This is a genomic window from Micromonospora inyonensis (genome assembly GCF_900091415.1).
Classification (GTDB): Bacteria; Actinomycetota; Actinomycetes; order Mycobacteriales; family Micromonosporaceae; genus Micromonospora; species Micromonospora inyonensis.
This window is the reverse complement of sequence record NZ_FMHU01000002.1, coordinates 1280929-1300517: the sequence shown is the minus strand read 5'-3', so window position 1 is coordinate 1300517 and position 19589 is coordinate 1280929. Positions and strand designations below refer to the sequence as shown.

12 protein-coding genes are annotated in these 19589 nt (G+C 72.3%); 6 read left to right on the top strand and 6 right to left on the bottom strand.

Translation table 11 applies throughout. The features are described from left to right. Positions 1 to 27: 27 nt before the first annotated feature. From GA0074694_RS20510 to GA0074694_RS20485, 6 genes are all read right to left on the bottom strand, one after another. A complete protein-coding gene (locus GA0074694_RS20510; protein ID WP_091460866.1) occupies positions 28 to 1785 on the bottom strand; it encodes a non-ribosomal peptide synthetase in 1758 nt (585 codons plus the stop codon). 39 nt (positions 1786 to 1824) lie between these two features. Further along, positions 1825 to 2841: a TauD/TfdA family dioxygenase gene (locus GA0074694_RS20505; protein ID WP_091460863.1), complete on the bottom strand. Its 1017-nt coding sequence runs from the start codon at positions 2839 to 2841 to the stop codon at positions 1825 to 1827. A 63-nt stretch (positions 2842 to 2904) separates the two neighbouring features. Further along, positions 2905 to 3663: a thioesterase II family protein gene (locus tag GA0074694_RS20500; protein WP_091463499.1), complete on the bottom strand. Its 759-nt coding sequence runs from the start codon at positions 3661 to 3663 to the stop codon at positions 2905 to 2907. Next, positions 3663 to 3896, bottom strand: coding sequence for an MbtH family protein (locus tag GA0074694_RS20495; RefSeq protein ID WP_091460860.1), 234 nt, complete (start codon positions 3894 to 3896; stop codon positions 3663 to 3665). Before GA0074694_RS20495 ends, GA0074694_RS20500 begins: the two co-directional genes overlap by 1 nt. Then, a complete protein-coding gene (locus GA0074694_RS20490) occupies positions 3893 to 4765 on the bottom strand; it encodes a protein phosphatase 2C domain-containing protein (protein WP_091460857.1) in 873 nt (290 codons plus the stop codon). The genes GA0074694_RS20495 and GA0074694_RS20490 overlap by 4 nt, the downstream gene beginning before the upstream one ends. Before the next feature lie 17 nt (positions 4766 to 4782). Further along, the gene (locus GA0074694_RS20485) at positions 4783 to 5793 is read right to left on the bottom strand and encodes an NAD-dependent epimerase/dehydratase family protein (RefSeq protein ID WP_091460855.1); all 1011 of its coding nucleotides are present in this window, start codon (positions 5791 to 5793) and stop codon (positions 4783 to 4785) included. A gap of 297 nt (positions 5794 to 6090) precedes the next feature. Here GA0074694_RS20485 and GA0074694_RS20480 point away from each other — a divergent pair, with 297 nt between their 5' ends. From GA0074694_RS20480 to GA0074694_RS20455, 6 genes are read left to right on the top strand one after another with little or no spacing between them, the layout of a single operon-like run. Next, positions 6091 to 7848 carry a carbamoyltransferase family protein gene (locus GA0074694_RS20480; protein WP_091460853.1) on the top strand — a complete coding sequence of 586 codons (1758 nt, stop codon included), beginning with the start codon at positions 6091 to 6093 and terminating at the stop codon, positions 7846 to 7848. Next, entirely contained in the window at positions 7848 to 8537 is a 690-nt protein-coding gene (locus GA0074694_RS20475; protein WP_091460851.1) for a thioesterase II family protein, read from the top strand. Before GA0074694_RS20480 ends, GA0074694_RS20475 begins: the two co-directional genes overlap by 1 nt. A gap of 1 nt (position 8538) precedes the next feature. Next, the gene (locus tag GA0074694_RS20470) at positions 8539 to 11013 is read left to right on the top strand and encodes a non-ribosomal peptide synthetase (protein ID WP_091460849.1); all 2475 of its coding nucleotides are present in this window, start codon (positions 8539 to 8541) and stop codon (positions 11011 to 11013) included. Next, positions 11000 to 11824 carry an SDR family oxidoreductase gene (locus GA0074694_RS20465; protein ID WP_091460847.1) on the top strand — a complete coding sequence of 275 codons (825 nt, stop codon included), beginning with the start codon at positions 11000 to 11002 and terminating at the stop codon, positions 11822 to 11824. The genes GA0074694_RS20470 and GA0074694_RS20465 overlap by 14 nt, the downstream gene beginning before the upstream one ends. Before the next feature lie 60 nt (positions 11825 to 11884). Continuing rightward, positions 11885 to 18244 (top strand): non-ribosomal peptide synthetase, encoded by a 6360-nt coding sequence (locus GA0074694_RS20460; RefSeq protein WP_091460844.1) that lies wholly within the window; start codon positions 11885 to 11887, stop codon positions 18242 to 18244. After that, a complete protein-coding gene (locus tag GA0074694_RS20455) occupies positions 18241 to 19455 on the top strand; it encodes an aminoacyl--tRNA ligase-related protein (RefSeq protein ID WP_091460842.1) in 1215 nt (404 codons plus the stop codon). Before GA0074694_RS20460 ends, GA0074694_RS20455 begins: the two co-directional genes overlap by 4 nt. Positions 19456 to 19589 lie beyond the last annotated feature (134 nt).

Below are 19589 nucleotides of genomic sequence, written 5' to 3'. Positions count from 1 at the left end.
CAGCACCGGCAACGCCCGCGCGCCACGTCAGCAGCGACCAGGATCCGTTGACGGCACTGCTTCGGTGGCGGCGAGTTCCGCGACCCGTTCAGCCAGGTCCCGCAGACGCGGCCGTTCGTAAATGTCTATCGACGGCAGGCGTACGCCCAGACGCTTCCTGATCGCCGCGACGACGTGCAGGGCAAGGAGGGAGTGTCCGCCGAGCGCGAAGAAGTCGTCGTCGGCGCCGACCCCGCTGCGGCCGAGTACCTCGCCCCAGACATCGGCGATGAGGCTTTCGACCTCGCTGCCCACGGACGCGGTGGAGGACTCGGCCGGAAAGCGCGGTGCCGGCAGGGCGGACAGGTCCAGCTTGCCGCTCACCGTACGCGGAAAGCTCTCCAGCGCGGTGAAGGAGGCGGGGAGCAGGTGCGTCGGGAGCCGGTCCGCGGCCCAGTCGCGCAACCCGTCCGCCGCCCCGACGTGGTACGCCACGAGAATCGTCCCGCGGTGTGGGTCGTCGTACGGCAGGACGGCCGCCGCCGCGACGTCGGGGTGGGCGACCAGCGCCGCCTCGATCTCGCCCGGCTCGATGCGGAAGCCGTGCACCTTCACCTGGCGGTCGGTGCGACCGAGGTACTCCATGGCCCCGTCTGGTCGCTGGTGTACCCGGTCGCCGGTGCGGTACATGCGGGAGCCGTCGGCCGCGACCGGGTCGGCCAGGAACCGTTCGGCGGTGCGGCCGGGCTGGCCGCGGTAGCCGTCGGCGACGCCCGGACCGGCCAGGTAAAGCTCGCCGGTCCGCGCCGGCTCCAGGTCGTCGTCGAGGACGTAGGCCCGGACACCGGGCAGCGGACGGCCGATGACCGGGTCCTCCCCGGTGATCCAGGCGGCGGTGGCGTCCACCGTGCACTCGGTCGGGCCGTAGAGGTTGACTGCCGTCGGTCCCGACCGGGCCGCCAGGTCGCGCCACAGCCACGGCGGGACCGGCTCGCCACCGACGAACAGCCGCACCGGCTGGGTGACCGCTCCGGCCAGCACCTGCCAGTGCGTAGGTGTGACGTCCAGGGCCGTCGCGCCGTTGGCCCGCAGCCAGTCGGCCAGCCGCTGTGGATCGGTCCGCAGGTCGTCGCCGATCAGCAGTACGGTGTCGCCCCGGCAGATGCGCACCCACTGCTGCACGGACGCGTCGAACGACACGCTGGCGTTCCACGCCACCCGGCTCGGCTCGGACGGGTAGAGCCCCACCCGCTCCAGGCTGTCGACAAGGTGGGTGACCGCACCCCGACTCACCTGAACGCCCTTGGGTGTCCCGGTCGAGCCCGAGGTGAAGATGACGTAGGCCGGCTCGCCGGGCGTGACGTCGACCGACGGCAGCGCCCGGTCCGTCAGCGGATCGTCGGGCAGTTGGTCGACTCGGACTGTGGACGTCTCCGCCTCCCATGGCGCACCCGAGGTGCCGGCGAGCACCGTACGGACCCCGGCCGCGACGGCCATGGCCCGCAGGCGTGCGCCGGGATACGCCGGGTCCATGGGGACGAACGCCGCACCGAGCCGCCACGCCGCCAGCAGCGAGGCCAGCAGGTCGACCTGGCGCGGCAGGCACACGCCGACCACGTCGCCGCGGCGCACGCCGTGCCGGTCCATTGCCCGGGCCAGCCGGTCGACACGGGCCGCCAGGGCGGCGTAGGTGACGGCCGGGGAGGTCGGGGTGGCGGCCGGGCCAACCACCGCGAGGTCCTCCGGACGCTCGGCCACGACCTGGTCGAACCGGCGCAGCAGATCGGCCGTCTCGGTCGCCGTCATGGGAAACCTCCTCACGGTCCGGTGTGTTCGGTGGGCCGGTCAGATCTTCGGACCGGCGGCGGCAGCCACGGTGGACCGGCAGGCGGTGACCTCCACCGCGTCGCCCATCGCGACGAGGATCCTGCGGTCGCCCTGGAACGCCTCGCGGCCGTGGGAGGCGAGGATGTTGTCGACGATCATCACGTCGCCCGGCTGCCACGTCTCACGGACGGTCGCCTTGTCGTAGGCCGCGTTGATCGCGCCGACCTCGTCCCGGGTCAGGGTCGTGCCGTCGCCGAGCATGGTGGCGAACGGCAGACCGTCCTCACCCAGCTCGGATTCCAGGACCTCGCGGATGCTGTCGTCGAGTGAGTACCTGTTCCAGAAGGCGACGTGGTTGAACCACACCGCCTCGTCGGTACGCGGGTGGTGGAGGACAGCCGGGCGCAGCTGGGTGGTGTGCAGGGATCCGTCCTGGCCCCATTCGCAGCTGATGAGGTTCGCGGCGCAGTACCGCTCGACCTCCTCGGCGGAATCGGTGCCGAACGAGGTCCGCCACGGCAGCGACAGGTGCTCGCTGTAGTTGCGGCGCAGGACCCAGCCCTGCTCCCGGAACCGCCGCACCAGGTCGTCGGGGATGAGCTCGAGCACCCGACGGCAGTCGGCCGTCGGGGTGGCGCCACCCCGCTCCGGTGCGACCAGACACGCGAATATCAGCGTGCCCGGGAACGTGATCGTGTAGCTGTTCTCGTTGTGCTGGCGGATCCGCTGCGCCGGCGGCAGGTCCGTCGAGGAGAACACGTCGTCGCCGAAGTCACTGCGCGGTGTGGCCTTCTCCTGATACGGCGCCCGCCTGGAGACCACGCCGTCCCGGACGACCGCGAAGTCCTCGACGCCACGGACCGGCAGGCCGCGCAGGAACAACACGCCGTGCTCGTCGAGCGCGGCGCGCAGATCGTCGCGTGTGTCCGCCAACCACGAGCGCGCCGCGTCGATCGTGCCTATCCCGGTCACATGCACCGTCGCCGGACGGCCGGCCCGCTGGACGACCTCCAGCCGCGTTCCCGCGGATCCCATGTCCTCTCACCTCTTCCGTTCATCGCACCAGCGCGACCTGTCGCATCCAACGGACGCGGCCGGTCATCGGACTGACGCGGCAGTCCACGCCGCGAAAATCGTCGGTAGGCTCCGCCACAGTCGCGGCGTATAGAAGTGCCCGCCGGGCAGGCAGGTCATCCGGAAGTCGCCGGCCGCCGCCGCGCCCCAATGGTCGGCCACGGCCGGCTCGATCACGGCGTCGTCGACGCCGTAGCACACCTGCGTCGGTACGCCGACCCGTGCCCCGCGCTCGGGCTCGTAGGTGTCACGTACCCGCAGATCCGCACGCATGAGGCGGATCGCCATGGCGCGCATGTCGTCGTCTTCGAGGATGTAGTCGGGCAGCGAACCCGACGTGCGCATCCACTCGACGAGTTCCTCGTCGCCGTCCTCCACCCGGGGGAAGCGGTCCTTGTCCGTCAGGCCACGGACCGGGGAGTTGCACGACGACACCACCAGCGCGTCCGGCACCGGACCGCCCCGGCGTTCGAGCCGGAGCGCGACGTCGAAGGCCACCCAGCCGCCCATGCTGTGTCCGAAGAGCACGAAGGGCGTACGCGCAGCCCGGGCGACCGCCTCGGTGGCGTCCGAGACCAGTTCGGCCCAGGTGCGAGCGGCGGGTTCGGTGTACCGCCCCTCACGGCCGGGATAGCAGACGATGGCCAGATCGGTGTCGCTGTCGAGTACGTCGGCCCACGGGCGGTATGCCCCGGTTCCTCCACCGGCGAAGCCCAGGCAGACGACGGTACGGGCGGCATCGGCGCGATCGAGCGGCCGGACGATCGCGGCGTCGGTGGGCATCACCGGCCGCCCTCGTCCCCGGCGGCTGCTGCGGACAGGAGCCGGCGCACCGAGTGGGGCCGGATGTCAGGCCAGGCATGCTCGACATAGCCGACGCACTCGTCGCGGGTGGCCGGGCCGAAGGCGAGCGTCCAACCGTGCGGCACGCCGACCGCCGATGGCCACAGGGAGTGCTGCTCCTCCGCGTTGACCAGGACGAGGCACTCGGCTTCCGGGTCGTCGAAGGCGTTCATCGGTTTCCTCCCTCGGAGTGGTGGGCCGGCCCGGCCGGCGCGGCGAGAGCGCACAGCACGAGCGTGGCGTCGTCGTGGGTCTTGTCGGGGAACCGGCCGGGCTCGGTCGCCGCCTCGGCTGCGCGCAGCCGGCGCAGCACCGCGTCCGGGCCGCCCGTCTCGGCGAGGGCGAACAGTTGGGGCCAGCTCACCCCGTACCGCTCGACCAGGCGGGTGACGCCGTCGGTCAGGACCAGGGCGGCGTCGACGTCGGCGAGCTCGACCCGGCCGCTGACCGCGTTCCTGGCGGCGGCGGGATCGGTGCCGGCCACCCAGAACCCGCCGATCCGGTTGCGCAGCGCTCGCTTTGTCGCCTGGGTGTCGTCAGGTAGCCGCCGTAGCCGCTCGTCGGTGACGACGTGCACGTTCCCGCCGCGTCGACGGAAGGCGATCACGGTGTCACACAGGACGAGGTACTCCAGCTTCGCCCCACGGCAACGCAGAATCGCCACCGTCGCTGACGGCGAGTCCGCATGGGTGAGGTCGCAGCTGTCCTCGTGCAGTCCACGTACGTCGACGATGGCCCGGGCCAGCGCGGTCTCGGGCGAGTTGTCGGGCTCGGTGGCCAGCGCCGCCGCCAGGTGGCAGCCGAGGCGGTCGACGAACCACGCCACGTCGTGGCGGCATCCGGTCTCGGCCCTCATCTGGGTCGCGCCGTCGAGCACCACAACCGTGTCGTTCGAGGCGAAGACGCGGTCCTCGTTGACCCGCTCGTCGTCCTCCCGAGTGACGGGGGCCGGTCCGGCCGGCGCGGGCAGCGCGACCCCGTACGGATCGGCAGGGTCACCGAAGTACCGGGAACCCACCCAACTCGCGTAGCTGACCTGCATGCGCGTGCACCTTTCGGTCAGGCGGCGGCCATCGCCGGCTGCCGACCACCCGCAGCCGCGCGCACGAGGGCGAGATTGCTGTAGGCCGGATCGGTGAAGTCCTGGAAGCGGCCGTGCCGCAGCGCGGCGGCCATCTCCGCGACGCCGTCCCGAACCGATCGACCGGGCCGCAGGCCCAGCCCGGACCGGGACGAGGTGAAGTCCACCTGGTAGTCGCGGGGGTCCGTGGCCGAGGGCGTGACCTCCAGCCGGGCACCCGGCACGACGGCGGCCACCATCTCGCCGATGTCGCGCAGTCGGTAGTTCTCACCGTTGGAGCCGCAGTTGTAGATGCCGCCCGACGATCCGCCGGCCGGTACCCCGACCGCCAGCGCGAACGCCTCGGCCGCGTCTTCGACGTGCAGGAACGGCCGCCACTGCTCGCCGCCGTGGACCACGACCCGGCGCTGCTGGACAGCCATCGCCGTCATCGTGTTGACGGCCAGGTCGAAGCGCATCCGCGGGGACAGTCCGTAGAGCGTGGCGAGCCGCAGGATCACCGTGCGGAACGACGGACAGCGGCTGGACAGCACGTGGTGCTCGGCGTAGATCTTGGATTGGGCGTAGAGCGACTTCGGCTGCATCGGCGACAGCGTGCGGGCCCGCTCGTTCGCGGACTCGCCGTAGTTGCTACAGCTCGAGGCGAGCACGAACCGGCCCACCCCCGCCGCCCGGCACGCTCCGACGAGTCCGACGGTGGCCAGATAGTTGGTCTCCCAGGTCAGGTCGTGGTCGACCTCGCAGGCTGGATCGCCGACGATCGCCGCCAGGTGCACCACGGCGTCGATGCCGCGCAGTGCGGCCGACCAGTCGCCGACGTCGCGGATGTCCGCCTCCACGTGGCGTATCCCGGGGCTGGGAGCGCGCCGTGGTGAGGTGGCATGGTTGTCGACGACGGTGACCCGGTGGCCGGCCGCGCACAGCTTGCCGGCCAGCACCGAGCCAAGATAGCCAGCACCCCCGGTAACCAGGACGGCTTGACGCTCCATGTAGGGCTCCTCCGTTCACACTTCCCGCCGGACGGCGTCGCCCGGCCCGGCCAACAGGCGGCGGGAGTGAGCAGACGCAGGGGAGCTGACAGTTCCGAGCCTAGGAACGCGGCCGGCACGTCGTCCCCGCCCGCACGGCCGGTCCGATCCCCGCCTTGAGGCGGGGGGTCCGGTCCGCCCCGGGCCGGGAGGAACCGGGCCCCGCGGCGGGCGTGCCGCCATGCCGTCGTCTGGGGACGGCCGCAGGGCACGGCCCATACGGTCGAGAGGTCGAGCACCGACGACGAGGAGGCGACCATGCGCGTACTGGGCGTCAGCGGGCTGCCGAACAGCCAGCCGTTCAAGCGGCGGGAGCTTCCCGGCCTCGCCGAACGCGACTACCGGATCGTGCAGGGGCTGGACTCGGCCGCCGCGATCGTCACCGACGCCGGCGTGGTCGCCGCCGCCGCCGAGGAACGGTTCACCGGTGTGAAGGCGACCGGCGAGCTGCCGGTCAACGCCATCAGGTACTGCCTGCGCGAGGCCGGGCTGACCTTCGACGACCTGGACTCGGTGGCGCACGGCTTCCACTACGCGTCATCGCCGGTGCACGCCGCGAACCCGTACTTCCGGCGGCGGCACGACCAGGCGTACGCCCCCGAAGCGATGAAGGACCGGCTGCGTCGGCACTTTCCGGACGCCGACTGGGACCGGCTGTTCGTTCCGGTACGCCACCACCTGGCGCACGCCGCGAGCGCGTACCACCTCAGTGGGTTCGACCGGGCGCTGGTGCTGGTCGCCGACGGCATGGGCGAGGCCGAGAGCATGACCGTGCTGACCGGCGAAGGCCCCGACCTGCGCCCACTCGCGGTGGTTCCGGCACCGCACTCGCTCGGCACCCTCTACGGCGCCGTGACCCTGCACCTGGGTTTCGAGTTCAACATGGACGAGTACAAGGTCATGGGGTTGGCGCCCTACGGCGACGCCGGGCGGTTCCGCTCGGTCTTCGACCAGCTCGTCCGGCTCCGCGACGACGGCACCTACTCGGTGCCCGTCCTCGGCGAGAACCGGGGCTGGCAGGAGTTCGAGACGCTCGCCGGCACCCGCCGCAAGCTGGTGGAGCTGTTCGGGCCGGCCCGCGAACCGGGCGAACCGCTGACCGGCACCCACATGGACATCGCCGCCACCGCGCAGGCCGTCGTGGAACACGCGCTGCTGCACACCCTGCGCCACTTCGCCACGACGACCGGTGAACGCCGGCTCTGTTACGCCGGGGGCGTCGCGCTCAACTGCACCGTCAACGGTGTCGCCAGCCGCAGCGGCCTGTTCGACGACATCTTCGTCCAGCCCGCAGCCGGCGACGACGGCTCCGCCCTCGGTGCCGCGCTGGCCGTCCACCCGGCCCGACCGTTCCCCCGGATGAGCATGCCCTACTGGGGCCCGTCCTACGGGGGCGCCGAGTGCGGGGCCGCCATCGCCCAGACCACCGGCATCGCCGTGGAGACCTACGACGACGAGGACAAGCTGCTCGACGACATCGCACACCTGCTCACCGAGCAGAACTTCGTCGGCTGGTTCACCGGTCGCATGGAGTTCGGGCCGCGCGCGCTGGGCCACCGGAGCATCCTGGCCGACCCGCGCGACGCCGGCGTCCGCGACCGGCTCAACGCCGTCGTCAAGCAGCGCGAGGATTTCCGGCCGTTCGCGCCGGTGGTACGGGAGGAGGACGCCGACACCTACTTCGAGGTGGGCGACGGTGTCGAGCGCTACCGGCACATGCTGTTCGTCACCCACACGCGGTCCGCCTACCGGGAGCCGCTGGCGGCCGTCACCCACGTCGACGGCACGGCGCGGGTGCAGGTGCTGCGCCGCGCGGACAACCCCCGCCTGTGGCGGCTGCTCGGCCGTTTCGGCGAACTCACCGGCCTGCCGGTGTTGCTCAACACCTCGCTCAACCTGCGAGGGCAGCCCATCATCCGCGATCCGCGCACCGCCCTGGACACCTTCGTCCGGTCGCGGCTGGACCGGCTCGTCCTGGAGAACGCGGTCGTACGCCATGAGGGGAGGCCGTCCTGATGGGCACCCTCCTGTTCGCACTGCCCTATGCCGGTGGCGGTGCCTCCCTCTACCGGTCCTGGCCCGAGACCACAGGCGTGCGGGTGCACGGCGTGCAGCTACCGGGTCGTGAGGAGCTGTTCGACGAGCCATGGCCGCTGAGCATGGCGGACACCATCGCGCGGTGCGTACGCCAGGTCGTCGAACGGTCCACCGGGGACGATAACGTCGCACTGTTCGGCCACAGCTTCGGCGCGGTCCTCGCCTACGAGGTGGCCCGCCACCTGGTGGCCGACGGGCGCACGCCGGTGCACCTGTTCGCCAGCGGATCGGTCGATCCGACCACGCCACTGGGCCGCGACCCCGCCCAGCTCAGCGACACCGAGTTCGTGGGGCGGGTGGAGAGCCTGGCCGGCTACACCCATCCGGCGTTGGCGATTCCCGACCTGCGCGAGATCGTCCTGCCGGTGCTACGCGCCGACGTGCGGATGCACGAGACCTACCGCACCGACGCCGAGCGGCCCCTGCCGGTACCGGTCACCGCCCTGCGGGGCACGTCCGACCATCTGGTGAGCGCCGACGACTGCGCGCGGTGGGCCAAGGTGACCAGCGCCGTCAGCACCGTCGTCCAGTTGCCCGGCGGGCACATGTACTTCGTGGACGACCCGCAACCGTTGCTGACGGTCATCGAGCGCACCCTGGAGTCCTGACATGGCCGACTCCGTTCTGCACGCTGCCGCGTACGCCGGACGCGCTCCCGACCCGCACCGGCCGCTGTTCACCGAGACGACCGTGGTGGCCGCCGACGACCCGCGCGCCGCCGCCGTCCGCCGCCGCATCCTGCGGCGCCCGATCGACCCCTCGCGGGCCGGTGACCGTCAGGTCCTCCTGCGCTACGTCGACGGCACCGAGCACCTGCTCGTGTCGACGGTACGGGCGGGCGAGGCGGTGGCACCGGTCCCACCGTGGGCGACCTTCGCCGGGCTACCCGACCCGGCCGAGCCCTCGGAACTGGTGTGGCGGGCCGAAGCGGCTCTCGACCAGGCCGACGTGATCGCGGCGGCGGCCGTGGTCCTGGCCCGTTACACCGGCACGTCGCTGGTCGCGCTGGGCACCGAGAACGGGGCCGTGGAGGTCGACGCGGCCGACGACGCGCCGCGCGTGCGGATCCGCACGTCGATCCGCCCGGCCACGACCGTCGCCGCCCCGGCGGAGGTGGCCGTCGTGTGTGCCGACCCCGAGGTACTGGACGAGTGGCGCAGCCGACCGATCGCGCCGATCGAGCTGAGCCTGCGCGACCGGCAGCTCACCCTGCACACCCAGGCGGGAGTCCATCCGCGCGCGGCCCGGGCCTTCCTCGACGCCGTGACGGCCGTCCTCACCGCCGACGAGGCCCGCCCGGTCGGCGGCGTCGAGATCGCCGCCGAACCACCCGCCCCGACCCGGCTGGCCGTCGGCGACGACGAGAGCATCGTCTCGGCGGTGCTGGCCCGCTCGCGGGAGCGGCCGGACGCCGTAGCCGTCCGGTGCGGGTCGCGGACGATCTCCTACCAGCGGCTGTCGGACGAGGCGTACGCCGTCGCCACCCGGCTCGCGGCAGTGGGCGTGCGCCGCGGCGACCGCGTGGGGGTCACCGTCGAGCCGGACGAGTCGCTGATTCCCGTGCTGCTGGGCGTGCTCATGGCCGGGGCCGCCTACGTTCCGCTCGACCCGGCGTACCCGAGGATGCGGCTGGCCTTCATGGCCGAGGACGCCGGTGTGGCTGCTGTCATCGGGCCCGACGGGACGGTCGACACCACGGCGCCTGTGCTACCGGTGCGCGGGCCGGCCGAGCCTGCGGAGCTGCCGAGCATCGGTGCGCCCGACGCCGCCTACGTCATCTACACCTCGGGCTCGACCGGGCGGCCCAAGGGCGTCCTCGTCGCGCACCGCACGGTGCTCAACCTGCTCGCGGCGACCGCTGACTTCGGCTTCTCCGAAGCCGACGTGTGGACGGTGTTCCACTCCTACGCGTTCGACTTCTCGGTATGGGAGATCTGGGGCTGCCTGGCCACGGGCGGCCGGCTGGTCGTCGTGCCGCGCGAGACTGCGCGAGACCCCTACGCCTTCCACCGTCTCCTGATCGACGAGGGGGTGACCGTGCTCAACCAGACGCCGTCGGCGTTCGCGCAGCTGTCGGCGGTGGATGGCGGGGAATGCGATTCGGTTCGGTTGCTGGTCTTCGGCGGCGAGCCGCTGGACGTGTCGGTCCTGCGGTCGTGGCTGGACCGCTATCCGCGCCAACGCGTCGAGAACATGTACGGCATCACCGAGACGACCGTCCACTGCACCCGCAGGACGATCCTCCCGGTCGACGTGGCCCTGGCCGGCCGCTCGGTCGGCCAGGCGCTGCCCGGCTGGTCGCTGTGCGTACGTGATGCCGCCGGGCGGGTGCTGCCGGTCGGCGTGCCCGGCGAGATCTACGTCGAGGGCGCGGGCGTCACGCACGGCTATCTCGGCCGTCCTGGCCTGACCGCGCAGCGGTTCACGGCCACGGCCGGCGGACGCCGGCGGTATCGCAGCGGCGACCGGGGTCGCCTGCGCCCCGACGGCGAACTGGAGCACCTGGGCCGTCTCGACGGCCAGGTGAAGGTCCGGGGGCACCGCATCGAACTCGGCGAGGTCCGGGCCGCGCTGCTGGACCAGCTAGGGGTGGCCGCGGCGGCGGTGGTGGTCCGGCGCCACGACGACGACGCCTTCCTGGCCGCCTACGTGGTCGGGCCGGCCGACCCCGCCCGGCTGGGCCAGGCCCTGGCCAATCGGCTGCCGGTGCACTACCTGCCGCGCACGATCACCCCGATCGACCAGCTGCCGACGACGGTCAACGGCAAGCTCGACGTCGCGCGCCTGCCCGGACCCACGGTGGCCACGTCCGCGACCGCGCCGCCGGGCGGCGACGCGGGCACCCCGGCAGACGGTCCGCTGGCCTGGGTGCTGGCGCTGTGGGAGCGGCTGTTGCGCCGCCCGGTCGGGCCCGACGACAACCTCTTCCTGATCGGCGGCACCTCGCTGCTCGCGTTGAAGACCGCCCTCGAGGCCCGTGGGGCCGGGTTCGGCGAGGTCACAGTGAAGGACGTGTACCGCCACCCCGTCGCGCGAGCGCTCGCCGCGACCTTGGCGACGGGAGTTCAGGATGCGTCTGCGTGAGAAGGTCGTCGTCGTCACCGGGGCCGCCCGGGGCATCGGTCGCGCCACCGCACTCGCCTGTGCGAGCGAAGGCGCCGACGTCGTCCTGCTCGACGTCGCGGCCGACATCGACGGCTGCCCGTACCCACTGGGCACGCCCGACCAGCTGGCCATGACCGCCAAGCGGTGCGCCGAGCACGCCGTCACCGTGACGAGCCACGCCGTGGACGTCCGCGACGGCGCCGCCGCGAGCGCCGCGATCGACGAGACGCTCGACCGGTTCGGACGCGTCGATGTGCTCGTCAACAACGCGGGACTGGCCGCACCGGCCGGCGTGCCGGTCCACGAGGTGAGCGAGGAGCAGTGGCGACTGATCCTCGACGTCGACCTCGACGGCGCGTGGCGCATGCTGCGGCTGACCGTGCCGTCGATGCTGCGGACCGGCCGGGGCAGCGTGGTCAACATCGCCTCGACCGCCGGTCTCGTCGGCTACCGCTCGTTCGCCGCGTACGTGACCGCCAAGCACGCGCTCGTGGGGCTGACCAAAGCGGCCGCGCTGGACCTGGCGCCGCACGGCGTCCGGGTCAACGCGGTCTGCCCCGGCTCCGTCCGCGACGACCCGGCCCTCGACGGCCGGATGCTCGCCGAGATCGCCCGCGCGTTGGGCCTACCCGTGACCGAACACGAGCGCACCTTCGTCGCCGACCAGCCGACCAACCGGCTCGTGCGCGCCGAGGACGTCGCACGGGCGTGCGTCTGGCTCGGCAGCGACGAGTCGACGGACGTGACGGGCGCGGCCATCCCCGTCGACGGCGGCTTCACCGCACGCTGACCGGCCGCCGGCGCGGCGGAGCCGACCGCTTCCACCCCACCGACGCAGAAGGGACACGTCGTGACGATCGACGAGCGTCAGCGAAACGAAGCCGAGCTGAGCCGCCTGCTGAAGATGAGCGGGTCCGATGACATCCCCCGGGTCGAAGGCGACCGCGGGCCGATGTCGTCCGGGCAGCGGCAGATGTGGTTCTTCGAACAGTGGAGCCGCGGCACCCCGACGTACCACACCCCGGCGGTGTTCTGGGCCGACGGCCCGCTCGACCCGTCGGTCCTCGGAACGGCGTACGCGGCACTCGTGCGGCGGCACGGCGCTCTGCGTACGCGCTTCGCCGACGGTGACGGACGGCGTCTCGACCAGTTCGTCGATCCGGCCGTCCCGGCGGAGTACGCCTTCCACGACGTATCGGGCCGCGCCGACGCCGCCGATGCCGCCCGGCGGCTCGTCGAGGCCGCCGTGCGCCGCCCGTTCGACCTGCGCCAGGGTCCGCCTGCCCGCCTGACCCTGATCCGGGTAGACCCGCGCCGGCATCTGCTGGCCCTGACCGTGCACCACATGGTCGGCGACGGCGTGTCGCTGGGCGTTCTGCTACGTGACCTCGACGTGCTGTACCGCGAGGCAGACGGCGAGTCGGCTGTGCCGCCGCCGGAGCCTGGGCGTTACCTCGACTTCGCCGCGTTCGAGCACGACCGCCTGTCCGGTGGCGGGCTGGACGAGGAGTTGGCGTACTGGCGGGACCGGCTGGCCGGAGCACCCGAGATCCTCCCGGTACCGACGAGTGGGCCACGGCCGAGCACGAGGAGGTTCGCCGGGCGTACCGTCACCTTCCTCGTACCCGACGAGGTGGCGGCCCGTGTCCGCGATCTCAGCGGATCGGTCGGGGTCACGCCGTTCACCGGGTACCTGACCGCGTTCCAGATCCTGCTGACCAGGTTCACCGGGGAGACCGACCTCGTCGTCGGCACGCCGGTCTCGCTGCGTGACCGGCCCGGGCTGGCGCACGTCGTCGGCCCGCTGGTCAACACCGTGCCGATCCGCACCGACCTGTCCGGCCGGCCCGACCTGGCGGAGGCGTTGCGGCGTACGCACGCGGCCGCCGCGGCTGCCTACGCCCACAAGGATCTGCCGTTCGAGCGGATGGTGACCGAGCTGGCCCCTCAGCGGTCGCTGTCCCACAGCCCGATCGTCCAGGTGGTCTTCGGCGCCCAGGAACGGCCCGGCGTGGGCGCGTCGATCGGGGCCGCCCGCCTCAGCGGCGAGACGGTCGAACGCGGCACGGCCAAGTTCGACCTGACCTGGTCGGTGTTCCTCGGTGAGCACACCAGCTTCGAGGTCGAGTACGACAGCGACCTGTTCGACGCGACCGACATCGACCGCCTGATCGCGGCCTACGGGCACCTGCTGACGTCGGCCACCGACCCGGCGCGGTCGATCGGCGACCTGGATCTGCTCGACCCCCAGGAGCGGGCGGCCGTCCTGCGGCGATCCGCTGCAGCCAGGCCCACCGTCGCGACGGAAGCACTGACCGAGCTGTTCGCCCGCAGCGTCGACGCGCGACCGGACGCGATCGCCGTCAGCGACACCCACCGGCAGCTCTCCTACGCGGATCTCGACCAGCGTTCGACCGCACTGGCGCACGCGCTGCGCCAGCACGGCGCCGGGCCAGGCAGCATCGTCGGGCTCTGCGTCGACCGCAGTGTCGACCTCGTCGTGGCGCTGTTGGCCGTGCTCAAGTCCGGTGCGGCGTACCTGCCGCTGGACGTGCGGTACCCCCGCGACCGGCTGGGGTACATGCTGGACGACGCCGGGACGCACGCCGTGGTGGCCGACAAGGCCGGCCGCGCCGCGCTCCCCGAGGGGCCGTGGCCCGTCGTCGACGTGGCCCACAACGCGCCGCTGGCGCGGCCACTGGAGGTCACCGTCAGCGTCCAGGACCGCGCCTACGTCCTCTACACCTCCGGCACCACCGGTCGGCCCAAGGCCGTCGAGGTGACCCACGGCAACGTCAGCCGGCTGTTGTCGTCCACCCAGCACTGGTTCGGTTTCCGCGACACCGACGTGTGGACGATGTTCCACTCGCACTCGTTCGACTTCTCGGTCTGGGAGATGTGGGGCGCGCTGGCCTACGGCGGGCGGCTGGTCGTCGTGCCCTACCTGGTCGCGCGGTCGCCCGGGGACTTCCACGAGCTGGTCCGGGCCGAGGGCGTTACCGTGCTCAACCAGACCCCGTCGGCCTTCCGGCAGTTCGAGGCGGCCGACGCGGACAGCGGCGCGCGGCTGGCCCTGCGCCTGGTCGTGTTCGGCGGCGAGGCGGTGGACCTCGGCAGCGTCGGCCGGTGGTTCGACCGGCGCGGCGACGAGAGCCCCCGCCTGGTCAACATGTACGGCATCACCGAGACCACCGTCCACGTCACCTACCGACCGCTTCGCCGTCGTGACGTGGCGAGCACCGGCAGTCCGCTCGGCGTGCCGATCCCGGACCTGTCGGTCTACCTGCTCGACCGGTTCGGCGGGCTGCTGCCCGACGGGGTACCCGGCGAGTTCTACGTCGGCGGTGGCGGGGTGGCCAAGGGCTACCTCGGCCACCCGGAGCTGACCGCCGAGCGGTTCGTGGCCGACCCATTCAGCGACGTCGACGGCGCCCGCCTGTACCGCACCGGTGACGTCGGCCGGCGCCGGGCCGACGGTGAGCTGGAGTACCTCGGCCGCAACGACGACCAGGTGAAGATCCGTGGCTTCCGGATCGAGATCGGGGAGATCGACAACGTGTTGTCGCGGATCGCGGGGGTACGCGCGGCGGCCACCACGGTACGCCGGGACGGTGGCGCGCCACGGCTCGTGGCGTACGTCGTCGGGCCGGGCCTGACCGTGGGTACGCTACGCACGGAAGCCGCCAAGGTGCTGCCGGAGCACATGATCCCGGCGGTGTTCGTGTTCCTCGACGCGCTGCCGACGACGCCGAACGGCAAGGTCGACCACCAACGGCTGCCGGCACCGCAGGCGACCCGACCCGACCTGGCCGGCCAGTACGAGGCGCCGCGCGACGGCGTCGAGCGGATCATCGCCGAGGCGTGGGCGGAGGTGCTGGAGGTCGACCGCGTCGGCGTCCACGACAGCTTCTTCGACCTCGGCGGGGACTCGATCCGGACGCTCCAGGCGATCGGCACCGTCAAGAAGCGCGGCTTGGAGATCATGCTGCCGGACCTGTTCCGGACCCCGACCGTGGCCGAGCTGGCTCCGCTGGCCAAACCGGTCGACGCCACCGACCGCCGGCGGGAGCCGTTCTCGCTGGTGTCCGAGCAGGACCGGGCGGCGTTACCCAAGGGCCTGGAGGACGCGTATCCCATGTCGGTCCTCCAGGCCGGGATGGTCTACCACATGACCCTGGACACCGAGAACCTGCCGTACCACAACGTCAACGTGTTCCGCGTCGGTGCGCCCTTCCACGAGGCGGCGTTCCGGCAGGCGGTGGCGGACACGGTGACGAGGCACAGCATCATGCGGACGGCGTTCGACCTGTCGACCTACAGCGAGCCGATGCAGTTGGTGTATCCGACCGCCGACCTGCCGGTCGAGGTCGAGGACCTACGCGGCATGTCCGCGGCGGAGCAGGAGGAGTACCTGCTGGGCGTGCTGGACCGCGAGCGGCGCAGCACCTTCTCCCCCGGCGATGTGCCGTTGCTGCGCTACCTGGTGCACCGCCGCTCCGACCGCGAGTTCCAGTGGACGATCACCGAGCACCACGCGGTGTTCGACGGCTGGAGCCTGTTCTCGACCCAGGCCGAGACGCTGCGGCGCTACCTGCAGTTGCTGCGCGATCCGCAGGCACCGGCCGACCCGCCGCCGGTGGCCCAGTTCCGTGACTTCATCGAGCTGGAGCGGGAGGCCATCGAGTCACCGGAGCACCGCGGCTACTGGGCCGGCAAGCTCGACGGCTACCGCCCGTTCCAGCTGCCCCGGTGGGGCAACGGCCCGCGCGGACCGAAACCGGGCGCCGACTACGACACCCCCACGGGGGGCGAGGTCATCGACGGCGTGCGCCGGTGGCGGTTCACGTCCACCGGGGACGCCAGCCACCGGTCGACCGACACCCTCATCCCGCCGGAGCTGTGCGAGGCCGTCCTCGCCGCGGCGGCCCAGGCCGGCGTGCCGCTCAAGACGGTCCTGCTGTCGGCGTACCTCAAGGTGCTCAGCCTGCTCACCGGAGAGCGCGACGTGGTCGCGGGGGTCAGCACCCACGGCCGCCCCGAGGACGTCGACTCGACCGAGGTGCGGGGCATGTTCCTGAACATCCCGCCGGTGATGGTGACCGTGTCCGGCGGCACGTGGCTGGACCTGATCCAGCGTACGTTCGCCGCGGAGCAGGAGATGCTGCCGTACCGGCGCTACCCCTACGCGCACATGCAGTGGGACGTCGGCACGCGGTCGCGGCTGTTCGACACGTCGTTCCTGTACAACCACTTCCACGTGATGAGCGACGTGCTCGGCGCCGGTGTGGAGATCATGGACGGTCGGGTCGAGAACCAGGCCGAGTACCGGGTCGAGCCGAACAGCTTCAGCGTCAACGCGGGCGTGCTGCGCAACCCGCGCTCAAACCAGATGCTGTGGCGGGTCGACTACTACACCGACCGGGTCTCCGACGAGATGGGCGAGGCGATGCACCGGTACTACGTCGCCGTGCTGCGGGCCATGGCCACCCCGACCGACAGCCAGGAGGGCTTCTCCCCGCTCGGCGCCGTCGAGCACGACCGGCTCGTCTACGACTGGAACGGCTCGCGTGAGCCGATCTGCGGGGATCTGTGTCTACACGACGTGGTCGCGCTCCAGGCGGGGCGTACGCCGCAGGCGACGGCCGTGTCGGACGGCGGTCCCGGGCTCAGCTACGCGGACCTGCACGAGCGCGTCACGCGGCTGGCCCGGCACCTGCGCCGGTTGGGCGCAGGCCCCGGGTCGAGGGTGGCCGTGGCCGTTCCGCCGGGCGCGGAGCTGATGGTGGCCCTGCTGGCCGTCAGCCGGATCGGCGCCACGTCGCTGCCGTACGCCGCGCCGCCCGTGGACGGCGACATGCTCGGCCGCATCGATCTCGCGGTCACGACCGAGGCCGACGCCGGCCGCTTCGGCACCGGTCCGACGGTCGCCCTCGACCGGGACGCGGCCGCCATCGCCGCCGCCACCGGCAGCCTGTCCGATCCCGCCGTCGACCCGGCCACCGCGGTGTGCGTGGTCGACGGGCAGCCGATGTCACACCGGGCGCTCGTGGCGTACCTGGCGTGGGCTGCCGAGGAATACGGTGGTCGCACCTGCGGTGGCGGCGTGCCACTGACCGCTGTGCCCGCGTCGGCGGCCGGGTTCGCCCACGCGTTCCTGCCGCTGGTGCTGGGCGAGCACGTCCGCGTCCTGCCGGCCGACGTCGACCTGCGCCAGCAGGCGCCGTTCGGGGTCCTGCCACTGGCTCCGGCCCAGCTGGCCGAGCTGTCCGCGACGGGCGACCGGCACGCCGCGGCGAAGCTCGCCGGGACGATCGTGATTCATGGTGACCCCTTCCCGGAGCGGGTGCTGGACGCCTGGCGGGAGCTGGCCCCGGACAGTGTCGTGGTCCACGAGTTTCACGCCTTCGGCGGCGTCTGCGCCGGCGAGGGCGGCGACGGCGGCTGGTCGGTCCGGGTACCGGTCGGGCGGCCGTTGCCCGGGATGACGGCATACGTCCTCGGCGCGGACGGGCGGATCACTCCGCCCGGCGTCACCGGCGTGCTGCACTTCGGGGGGGTCGAGGTGGCCGGCGAGCCGTCGGTCAGCGGCCCGATCGACGGTGAGCGGCTGCGCCCGACCGGCCGGTACGCCCGCTGGTTGCCCGACGGCCGGCTGGACGTGCTGGACCCGGAGACCATCGCCGGCCGCCCGGTCGACGTGACCGCGGTGGCGTCGGTCCTGGCCGGGCTCGACGGCGTCGGTGACGCTGTCGTGGCCGTCGAGGACTCGGCGCTGGTGGCCTACGTCGTCGGGGAGCCGCCGTACCCGGCCGACGAGGTCGACGCGGTGCTGCCCGCAGGGCTGGAGATCTCGGCGTATCGCAGGCTCGATCGGATCCCGCTCGGCGGCGACGGCCGGATCGACCGGGCCGCGTTGGCCAGCCACGCCTGCGAGGCCCTGGCCGATCGTGGCGAAGGTGCGGCGGCCTCGCCGTTGGAGACCGAGATCGCCGCTCTCTGGAGCGATCTGCTCCACACGCCGATCGACGACATGACCGTGGACTTCTTCGAGGTCGGCGGTCAGTCGCTCAAGGCGGCGCAACTGCGCGACCGGATCGGCGCCCGCTACGCGGTCGAGGTCCCGCTCATCACGTTCTTCCGCGCCCGCACCGTACGCGACCAGGCTGTGGTCGTCATCGAGGCGGTCTCCGTCCAGCGAGGTGTCCGATGACCACCCCGAGCACGTTCACCGTCACGTTCCCCCAGCCGTTGGCCGCCTGGCACGCCGAGGACCTGCGCCGCCACGTCTTCTACGTCGCCGAGGAGATCAAGGACTTCCGGCTCGTCCGGGTCCGCGAGGCCGCCCCGGTCACGGCGGGTGGTACCGAGGACATCAGCGGCGTGACGATCACCGTCACGGACCCGGCCCGGGCGGATGCCGTCGCGTCGAAGGTACTCCGCCTGGTGGCCGACGACATCGCCCACCGGCGCGAGGTGCCGGAGAAGGTGGTGTGGCGGCTGCCGGACCGCGGCCGCTACCCGACCGGCGTCGTCGAACGGCTGACCGGTCTGGACAGCGTGGTCCCGACCGCGCCGGGGCTGGCATCGGTGAGCGGGCCGGTACTGGACCTGCTCGAGTATTTCGACGCCGGCTTCCGCGCCATGGCCCGCGATGTCGGTGCGGTCGGCATCCGCTACCCGACGCTGATCCCGACCGAGGTCATCGACCGGTGCGGTTACGTCGAGTCGTTTCCGCAGCTGCTCATGTTCACGACCCGGCTGCGCGGCGACATCGACAACTACCGGAGCTTCACCGAGCGGCACGGCCACGGCGACGTCGCCGACCGGGTCCTGGAGCACGCCGGTCCGGCTGACTTCTGCCTGCCGCCGGCAGCCTGCTTCCACGTCTACCACCAGTTCCGGGGCCGGACCCTGGTGGCAGGTCAGGCAGTGGTGACCACGGCGGCGAAGGTTTTCCGCCACGAGTCACGCTACGAGGACGGCTTGGAACGCCTCTGGGACTTCACGATGCGCGAGATCGTCTTCATCGGCGACCGCGACAGCGTCCGCGAGCGCCGGCGACACCTGATGGAAACGGTACGCGAGTTCCTCGGCAGGCACGCGTTGGCCGGCCACTGCGCTGTGGCGACCGACCCGTTCTTCGTCGGTGCCGACTTCGCGGCCAAGATGACGCTGCAGAGCCTGTCGGAATCGAAGTACGAGCTGCAACTCAACGTCGACGCCGAGCGCACGATCGCGTGCGGCTCGTTCAACTACCACGATTCGTTCTTCACGTCGCGGTTCACCATCGGCGCGGCGAGTGGGGAGGAGATGGTCACCGGCTGTGTCGCCTTCGGCCTGGAGCGGTTCGCCTACGCCTTCCTGCGCCAGCACGGCACCGAACCGGCCGGGTGGCCGCCGGAGGTGGTCGCGGCGCTGTGACGCAGCGGGTGGCCGCCCGGTGGTGACGCGGTGGTCCGCCCCCGTGCCCGGCGATCGGGTGCGGTGACCGGCCGCCGGTCGACGGGGGCGTCCACCGCCGGTTCGGCTCGGCACGTCGGCGGCACCCACCGCGA